The organism is Paenarthrobacter sp. 22069 (assembly GCF_052046035.1).
Taxonomy (GTDB): Bacteria; Actinomycetota; Actinomycetes; order Actinomycetales; family Micrococcaceae; genus Arthrobacter.
The window spans coordinates 20,209-28,642 of sequence record NZ_JBQEQF010000036.1 but is presented as its reverse complement, the minus strand read 5'-3'; the positions used below and the strand labels follow the sequence as shown (position 1 = coordinate 28,642).

The 8,434-nt window shown below is 66.3% G+C and carries 5 protein-coding genes and 3 riboswitches; all 5 genes read right to left on the bottom strand.

Annotated features, from left to right (window positions below):
• Window positions 1-1,394, bottom strand: a 1,394-nt coding sequence (locus ACTJK0_RS20275; RefSeq protein WP_440746403.1) for an L-serine ammonia-lyase, iron-sulfur-dependent, subunit alpha, incomplete at its 3' end; no start/stop codon positions are given.
• A gap of 521 nt (window positions 1,395-1,915) precedes the next feature.
• Window positions 1,916-3,238 carry a serine hydroxymethyltransferase gene (gene glyA, locus ACTJK0_RS20270; protein WP_440746402.1) on the bottom strand — a complete coding sequence of 441 codons (1,323 nt, stop codon included), beginning with the start codon at window positions 3,236-3,238 and terminating at the stop codon, window positions 1,916-1,918.
• Window positions 3,235-3,618: a glycine cleavage system protein GcvH gene (gene gcvH / locus ACTJK0_RS20265; protein WP_440746401.1), complete on the bottom strand. Its 384-nt coding sequence runs from the start codon at window positions 3,616-3,618 to the stop codon at window positions 3,235-3,237. Before gcvH ends, glyA begins: the two co-directional genes overlap by 4 nt.
• Window positions 3,619-3,652: 34 nt before the next feature.
• The gene (gene gcvT / locus ACTJK0_RS20260; RefSeq protein WP_440746400.1) at window positions 3,653-4,789 is read right to left on the bottom strand and encodes a glycine cleavage system aminomethyltransferase GcvT; all 1,137 of its coding nucleotides are present in this window, start codon (window positions 4,787-4,789) and stop codon (window positions 3,653-3,655) included.
• Between the two features lie 9 nt (window positions 4,790-4,798).
• On the bottom strand, window positions 4,799-7,663 hold the full coding sequence (gcvP, locus tag ACTJK0_RS20255) for an aminomethyl-transferring glycine dehydrogenase (RefSeq protein WP_440746405.1): 2,865 nt from the start codon (window positions 7,661-7,663) through the stop codon (window positions 4,799-4,801).
• Window positions 7,664-7,811: 148 nt separating this feature from the next.
• Window positions 7,812-7,911: riboswitch (glycine riboswitch) on the bottom strand.
• A gap of 288 nt (window positions 7,912-8,199) precedes the next feature.
• Window positions 8,200-8,297: riboswitch (glycine riboswitch) on the top strand.
• A riboswitch (glycine riboswitch) is annotated at window positions 8,298-8,392 on the top strand.
• The last annotated feature ends 42 nt before the right edge of the window (window positions 8,393-8,434 follow it).

The window sequence follows — 8,434 nt, the reverse complement described above, 5'->3', positions numbered from 1 at the left end:
TCGTCGAGGGAGACGCGGTGGGTGCCGTCGCCCCAGAGCGCCATTTTCGCGGCGTTGATCGCTTTCGCGGCGGCGATCGCGTTCCGCTCGATGCAGGGGACCTGGACCAGCCCGCCGATCGGATCACAGGTCAGGCCCAGGTTGTGTTCCATCGCGATTTCCGCGGCGTTCTCCACCTGCGCCGGTGACCCGCCCATCACCTCCGCCAAACCCGCAGCGGCCATCGACGACGCCGACCCGACCTCGCCCTGGCAGCCGACCTCGGCCCCGGAAATCGAGGCCTGTTCCTTGTACAGCACCCCCACCGCGCCGGCGGCCAGCAGGAACCGCACCACCACATCCTGGCGGTCCCGGCCGGACGCGTTCTCCATGCCCGGGGCGAAATGCAGGGCATGGAACAGCACCGCCGGGATGATCCCGGCCGCCCCGTTCGTCGGAGCGGTGACCACCCGGCCGCCGGAGGCGTTCTCCTCGTTCACCGCCAACGCCACCAAGTTAACCCACTCCTGCCAATACCGCTGATCGAACGGCCCCGCATCCCACGCCGCATCCCCGTCCCCGTCCCGGCCGGTGGCAGGGTCGCTGTTCTGGTCCTGGCCCCGGTCCTTGCCGTGCGGGCCGGTAGCGCATTCCTTCTTCAACCGCTCAAACCAGTCCGGGGCGCGGCGGCGGACCTTCAACCCGCCCGGCAGCACCCCGTCCCGTTTCAGCGAGGTGGCCACGCACGCCTCCATCACGGACCAGATATGCAGCAGCCCGGCCCGGATCTCCTCCTCGCCGCGGGAAGCTTTTTCGTTGACCAGCATCACGTCCGCGATCCCCAGACCGGTCACCGCGCAGTGCTCCAGCAGTTCCGCCGCGGTCCGGAACGGCAGCGGCAACTCCTCTTTGGACGCGTCCAGTTCCTGCTGCGCCGCGTCCTCCTCACCCTCACGCACGATGAACCCGCCCCCGACCGAGAAAAACGTCGCCGCGTGCAACACCGCCCCGGCCTGGTCCGCCACGGTGAAGGTCATCCCGTTCGTGTGCCGGGGCAGGACCGTCAACGGCCGCAGCACCATGTCCTTCACCCCATACGGCAACGGCACCACCCCGGCCAGCTGCAGCACCCCGCTCTCCGCGATCGAGGCCAGCCGCTCCTCCACCTCCGCCGGCAGGATCAGCTCCGGATGATAGCCCTCCAACCCCAACAGCACCGCCGTCATCGTCCCGTGCCCATGGCCCGTCGCCGCCAACGACCCATACAAATCCACCCGCAACGACGCCACGTCCCCAAGCTTCCCCGAGGCCTTCAACTCCTCCGCGAACACCGCAGCAGCCCGCATCGGCCCCACAGTATGAGACGACGACGGCCCAATACCGATCGAAAAAAGATCAAAGACTCCGACTGCCATGACAATTCCTTACTAAAACAGTGGTTGGGGTGGAGCGGGCCGGGTTGGGTGCGCCTGGCCGGATTCCTCCGCGTGCCCGGGGCCCACGCCGTCCGGGTTCCCTGGCCGAGCTTGCGAGGTTAGGGGGACGGTGGGGAGCACGTCTCCGAAATCCGCCCAGTCGCCAACGCAGGTCACCACAGCGACGCGGCAGCAGGAAGCGATGCACCGGGCATAGGTTTGGCCGCCCAAGGGAAGTTCACGCACCTCGTCCGCCTACTTTCTCAGCCCGGGCCGCTGGCCAAGTCCTCGCACAACTGAAACCTCCGCACAAGGGGCCGGCGGAGCCGGACTTTTCGAAAGCCTGCGTCAAAGCGAGGAACGAGCAGCAGGCGTGAAAATGTCCGGTCCGCCGGTCCCGAAGGTCACAACGGAGCAGCACGCGTGAAAATGTCCGGTCCGCCGGTCCCGAAGGTAGCCACGGGGCGGCACATGGGAGATGCCGGTCCCGCCGGTCCCGAAGGTAACCACGGCCGAAACACTCAGGCGAGGTTCGCGATGCCCGGGTAGAGCGGGTGCGCCGAAGCCAGGGCCTCGACGCGGTGACGGAGCCCCGAAAGGTCGGCGTCGGCGTCGGCAATCAATGCCTCAGCGATGATGTCCGCAACCTCACGGAAGGCGTCCTCGCCGAAGCCGCGCGTCGCCAAGGCGGGGGTGCCGATGCGCAGGCCTGAGGTGACCATCGGCGGGCGGGGGTCGAAGGGGACGGCGTTGCGGTTGACGGTGATGTCGATCGCGGCGAGCCGGTCTTCGGCCTGCTGCCCATCGAGCTCGCAGTTACGCAGGTCAACGAGGACCAGGTGCACGTCGGTGCCGCCGGAGATGACGCTGATGCCCTTGGCGCTGACATCGGGCTGGACCAGGCGTTCGGCCAGGATCCGGGCGCCTGCAAGTACGCGCTCCTGACGCTCACGGAACTCTTCGGAGGCAGCGATCTTGAATGCCACGGCCTTGCCGGCGATGACGTGCTCCAGCGGCCCGCCCTGCTGGCCGGGGAACACGGCCGAGTTGATCTTCTTGGCGATGTCGGCGTCGTTGGTCAGGATGATTCCGCCGCGCGGACCGGCGAGGGTCTTGTGCGTGGTGGACGTGGTGACGTGCGCGTGCGGGACAGGAGACGGGTGCAGGCCCGCGGCCACCAAGCCGGCGAAGTGCGCCATGTCCACCATGAGGTAGGCGCCCACGGAATCAGCGATGCGGCGGAACTCGGCAAAGTCGAGCTGCCGGGCGTAGGCGGACCAGCCGGCAACGATCAGCTGCGGCTTGTGCTCCTGGGCCAGGCGCTCCACCTCGGCCATGTCCACGGTGTGGGTGTTCTCGCGGACGCCGTACGGCACCACGTTGTAGAGCTTCCCGGAGAAGTTGATCCGCATGCCGTGGGTCAGGTGGCCGCCGTGGGCCAGGTTGAGGCCCATGATGGTGTCGCCCGGCTTGATCAATGCGTGCATTACCGAGGCGTTGGCCTGCGCACCGGAGTGCGGCTGGACATTCGCGAACCCGGCGCCGAACAAGGCCTTCACCCGGTCGATGGCCAGCTGCTCGATCACGTCCACGTGCTCGCAGCCGCCGTAGTACCGCTTTCCGGGGTAGCCCTCGGCGTATTTGTTGGTCAGCACCGACCCCTGCGCCTGCATCACAGCCGCTGCCGTGTGGTTTTCGGAGGCGATCATTTCCAAGCCATCGCGCTGGCGGCCCAGTTCGTCGTCGATCTTCGCCGCAACTTCGGGGTCCAGGACGGACAGGTCGGCGTTCAGGCTGGGGGAGGCCACCTGCTCGAAGGCGCCCACTTCCACCGGGGCGCTCACAGCTCGCCGCCGTTCGCTGCTGCGTATTCCTCGGCCGACATAAGGGGGCCTTCCTCGGTCACGGCCACCTTGAAAAGCCAGCCCGCGCCGTAGGGGTCGCTGTTGATCAGGGCGGGGTCCGAGACCACGCCGTCATTGATCTCGATGACCTCACCGGATACCGGAGCGTAGAGGTCCGAGACAGACTTGGTGGACTCCACCTCGCCGCAGGTTTCGCCGGCCGTGAGGGTGGAGCCGACCTCGGGCAGGTCAACGTACACGATGTCGCCCAGAGCATCTGCAGCGACGGCGGAAATGCCGATCCCGGCAGGCCCGGAGCCGTCAACGGCAACCCATTCGTGCTCGGCGGAGTACTTCAGTTCAGAAACAACTTTGCTCATGATTCTTCCTTTACGTGTGGAAAATTTGGGGGATTTACTTTTGGCGCTTGTAGAACGGGAGGGCTACGACTTCGAAGCGCTCGGGCTTGCCGCGAAGGTCAACCTCCACGAATGTGCCGGGCTCGGCAAATTCGACCTCAACATAGGCCATGGCCACCGGGTAGCCGAGGGTGGGTGAGGGCTGACCGGAGGTTACTTCACCGACCAGGGTGCCGTCCTTGAGGACCGGGTAGTGGGCGCGGGCTGCGCGCCGGCCGGTGCCCTTGAGGCCCACCAGCTTCTGCCCAATGGTTGAACCGACTCCGGCAGCCTTGATGGCGGCCAGTGCTTCCTTGCCCACGAAATCGCTCTCCTTCGCCAGCGACACCACAGGACCCAGACCGGCCGCATAGGCGTTGACGTGGCGGGAGAGTTCGTTGCCGTAGAGCGGCATGCCTGCTTCCAGGCGCAGGGAGTCGCGCGCAGCGAGACCGGCGGGGATGAGCCCGTGGCCGGCGCCAACTTCCAGCAGCGCTTCCCACAGGCCGGCTGCATCCTCGTTGGGAACGTAGATTTCGAAGCCGTCCTCACCCGTGTAGCCAGTGCGGGCCACCAGCAGGTCCTGGCCGTTTATTTCCATCTCGACGGCGGCGTAGTACTTCAACTCCCGGACCAGTGCGTGCTGTTCGGCCGGGACCAGCTTCAGGAGGATCGCCTCGGAAATCGGTCCCTGCACGGCAATCAGCGAGGTCTCAGCCGAGGCGTCCTCCACCGTGACGTCGAAATTGGCGGAGCGCTCCAGGAGTTCCTTGGCCACAACCGCGGCGTTGCCGGCATTCGGCACCACCAGGTACTTGTCCACGCCCTCTTCTGGGGACGGCCTGCGGTACGAAATGAGGTCGTCGATGATGCCGCCGTCGGCGTCGCAAATCAGCGAGTACTTCGCCTTGCCCACCGCGACCGCGGATAGTTTGCCGGCCAGGGCGTAGTCCAGGAAAGCGGCTGCATCGGGGCCGGTCACCCAGACCTCTCCCATGTGGGAGAGATCGAACAGGCCGCCGGCGTTGCGGACGGCGTGGTGCTCGGCGAGCTCGGACTCGTACTTGAGCGGCATCTGCCAGCCGCCGAAGTCGGTGAAGGAGGCCCCGGCTTTCTTGTGCTGATCATAGAGCGCGGTGTAATTCTCGGTCATTGGAAGTCCTTAGTTCTCAAATTCAGAAAGCGGCGGGCAGGAACAGATCAGGTTGCGGTCGCCGGCGGCGCCGTCGATCCTGCCCACGGGCGGGAAGTACTTGTCCTGCCGCAGTGAGGGCACCGGGAAGGCGGCCTGCTCCCGCGGGTAGGCGCGGTCCCAATCGGAACTTACGACGGCGGCTGCCGTGTGGGGTGCGTTCCGCACCGGAGATGCCTCAAGGCTGAAGTCCCCGTTGGCCACCTGCTGGATCTCGCCATGAATGGTGATCATGGCGTCGATGAAGCGGTCGATCTCGGCGAGGTCCTCGGACTCGGTGGGCTCCACCATCAGCGTCCCGGCGACGGGGAAGGACAGGGTGGGGGCGTGGAAGCCGAAGTCGATCAGCCGCTTGGCCACGTCCTCGGCCGTGACACCGGTCCTGGCGGTCAGTTCGCGCAGGTCCAGGATGCACTCGTGCGCCACGAGGCCACCCTCGCCGGTGTAGAGGACGGGGAAGTACTCGTTCAGCCGGGACGCGACGTAGTTCGCGGCCAGCAGCGCGGACTTGGTGGCCTCGGTCAGGCCCTCGCCGCCCATCAGCTTCACGTAGGCCCAGGAAATCGGCAGCACACCGGCGGAGCCGAAGCGGGAGGCACTGATGGCCACACCATGGCCTGCCTCGTGCGCGGCCTTGTTCGCGTCGCCGGGCATGAACGGGGCCAGGTGCGCCTTGGCTGCCACCGGCCCGACGCCGGGACCGCCGCCGCCGTGCGGGATGCAGAAGGTCTTGTGCAGGTTCAGGTGGGACACGTCGCCGCCGAACTTGCCGGGCTGCGCCAGGCCCACGAGGGCATTCAGGTTGGCGCCGTCAACGTATACCTGCCCGCCCGCGGCGTGAACGGCATCGCACACCTCGCGCACGTCGGAATCGTACACACCGTGCGTTGAGGGGTAGGTGATCATGATGGCCGAGAGGACATCCTTGTTGGCCTCGATCTTCGCCGTCAGGTCATCGTGGTCGATGGTGCCGTCAGCAGCCGTGGCCACCACCACCACCTTCATGCCGGCCAGGACGGCCGAGGCGGCGTTGGTGCCGTGCGCGGACGCCGGGATCAGGCAGATGTTGCGCTGCTGCTCGCCCCGGGAGTGGTGGTAGCCGCGGATCGCCAGCAGGCCCGCGAGCTCACCCTGGGAGCCGGCGTTGGGCTGGATGGACACCTGGTCGTAGCCAGTGATCTCCGCGAGATCCGCTTCCAATCCAGCGATAAGTTCACGCCAGCCCTCGGTCTGGGAGTCCGGGGCGAACGGGTGGATGGAGGCAAACTCCGGCCAGGAAATGGCCTCCATCTCGGCGGTGGCGTTCAGCTTCATGGTGCAGGAGCCCAGCGGGATCATGGTGCGATCCAACGCCAGGTCCCGGTCAGAAAGCTTGCGGATGTAACGCAGCAGCTGGGTCTCGGACCGGTGCGTGTTGAACACCGGATGCTGCAGGTACGCGGACGTGCGCAGTACAGCTTGGGGCAGTTCGAAGCCCTGGGCGTCACCAACCGGACCGGCACCAAAGGCGACGGCGACGTCGGACAGTGTTGCCGCCGTCGTCGTCTCATCAACGGAGACGCCAACGGTGTCCTGGTCGATGAAGCGCAGGTTGATGCCGCGGGCTTCGGCTGCGGTGACCACCTTGGCGGCTTTGCCCGGCACGCGGACGGTGAGCGTGTCGAAGAAGGAGTCGGTGACCATTTCACGGCCCATGGACGTGAGTGCTGTTGCCAGCACCCTGGCCTTGTGGTGGGCGGTCTCGGCGATTGCCTTCAGCCCGTCGGGGCCGTGGTAAACCGCGTAGAAGGAGGACACGATGGCCAGGAGTGCCTGGGCGGTGCAGATGTTGGACGTGGCCTTCTCGCGGCGGATGTGCTGCTCACGGGTCTGCAGCGCCAGGCGGTACGCCGGTGTGCCCGCGTTGTCCTTGGAGACTCCGACGATCCTGCCCGGCAGGGTGCGCTCCATGCCCTTTTGGACGGCCATGTAGGCGGCGTGCGGCCCCCCAAAGAATAACGGCACGCCAAAACGCTGGGTGGAGCCGACGGCGATGTCCGCGCCCTGCTCGCCCGGAGGAGTAATCAGGGTCAGCGCCAGCAGATCGGCGGCAACGGTGACCAGCGCCCCCCGCTCCTTGGCTGCGGTGATGACACTGGACTGGTCCCAGACCCGGCCGGAAACCCCCGGCTGCTGCAGGACGACGCCGTTGATCTCACCTTCCGGCAGGCCCTTGGACAGGTCGGCCACCTCGACCTCGAAGCCGAGCGCCTCGGCGCGGCCCTGGACGATGGCGATGGTCTGGGGGAGGCAGTCGGCGTCGAGTACCGTCCGGCCGTCCTTGGCATTCCTGTCCTTGTTGGCACGGCGCATCAACAGCACGGCTTCGGCGACGGCGGTGGCCTCGTCCAGCAGCGACGCGTTGGCCACGGGGAGGGCCGTCAGGTCCTGGACCATGGTCTGGAAGTTCAGCAGCGCCTCGAGCCGGCCCTGCGAGATCTCCGGCTGGTAGGGGGTGTAGGCCGTGTACCAGGCAGGGGATTCCAGGATGTTGCGGCGGATCACCGGCGGAGTGACGGTGTCGTAGTAGCCCTGGCCGATCATCTGGACGGCAGTCTTGTTCCTGCCGGCGATCCGGCGCAGCTCGGCAAGGACTTCAACCTCGCTGAGGGCGTCCTGCAGGCGGAGTGCAGATTCCTGGCGGATGGAGGCGGGTACGGCAACGTCAACGAGGCCGTCCACGCTGTCATAGCCCACGGCTTTGAGCATGGTGTCGACGTCGGCCTGGCGGCGCGCGCCGATATGGCGGTCAACAAACGATGTTGGAAGCGATTGAATCGTCAAGAGGAACTCCAGTTCTGGCCGGCCTGGGGTGGCACGGCATGGGATGGGTTCCTCCCCGCTCTGTATTGGACCTGAGAGATTCCGCGTGGCCTGCTCTTGGCAGGGGGCCGCTTGCACCGTCGGTGAACCGGATTGACGCCCGGTTGCTTTCCAGAGTCGCCTCGCCATGACGGTACGTGGGCCTGAGAGATTCCTGGGGAGGATTTGCTCCTACGGCGCCTGCCCGGTGGATGCCGGGAGGACTCTCCCGTCACAGCTCGAAAGGCTTATTCAAATGTGGGTGATTCGGCTCACAAGGTATCGGGATTAGTGGCTTATGGCAAGTCGGTAGCTGCGCCGAGCACCGGAGCTGCAGCCCAAAGAATGCCAATAACCCGTCTTTTGCCGGGAGGCGTTTGACATTCGATCGTGACCGACGCCACACTGAACCCCGGGATTGGCGCCGCGGCGGCTGGCTCAACGTATCCGGAGCAGCCGACTGCCGGCGCCGTTCCCAGCGCACAAAAGCCGCAGCCCGGAAGGCAGCGGCGTCCAACTGAATACGCCTTTGACCTGCGGCGGGAGAGCCTGCCGGGTACATTTAGCAGGCGCCGTAGGAGCAAACCCTCCCCAGGAAACTCTCAGGCCCACGTACCGCCGCGGACAGGCAACTCTGGAAAGCAGCCGGGCATGATCCTGGCTCACCGACGGTGCAAGCGGCTTGGCTGCGGAAACTCTCAGGTCCACAACAGAGCGGGGAGGAACCAAATCTTTTGCGGCACCCAAATGCCGCTTTATCGATGG

Coding starts and splice junctions, on each gene's coding strand:
- gcvH (WP_440746401.1), bottom strand. CDS start 3,618: ATGAGCAAAGTTGTTTCTGAACTGAAGTACTCCGCCGAGCACGAATGG.
- gcvT (WP_440746400.1), bottom strand. CDS start 4,789: ATGACCGAGAATTACACCGCGCTCTATGATCAGCACAAGAAAGCCGGG.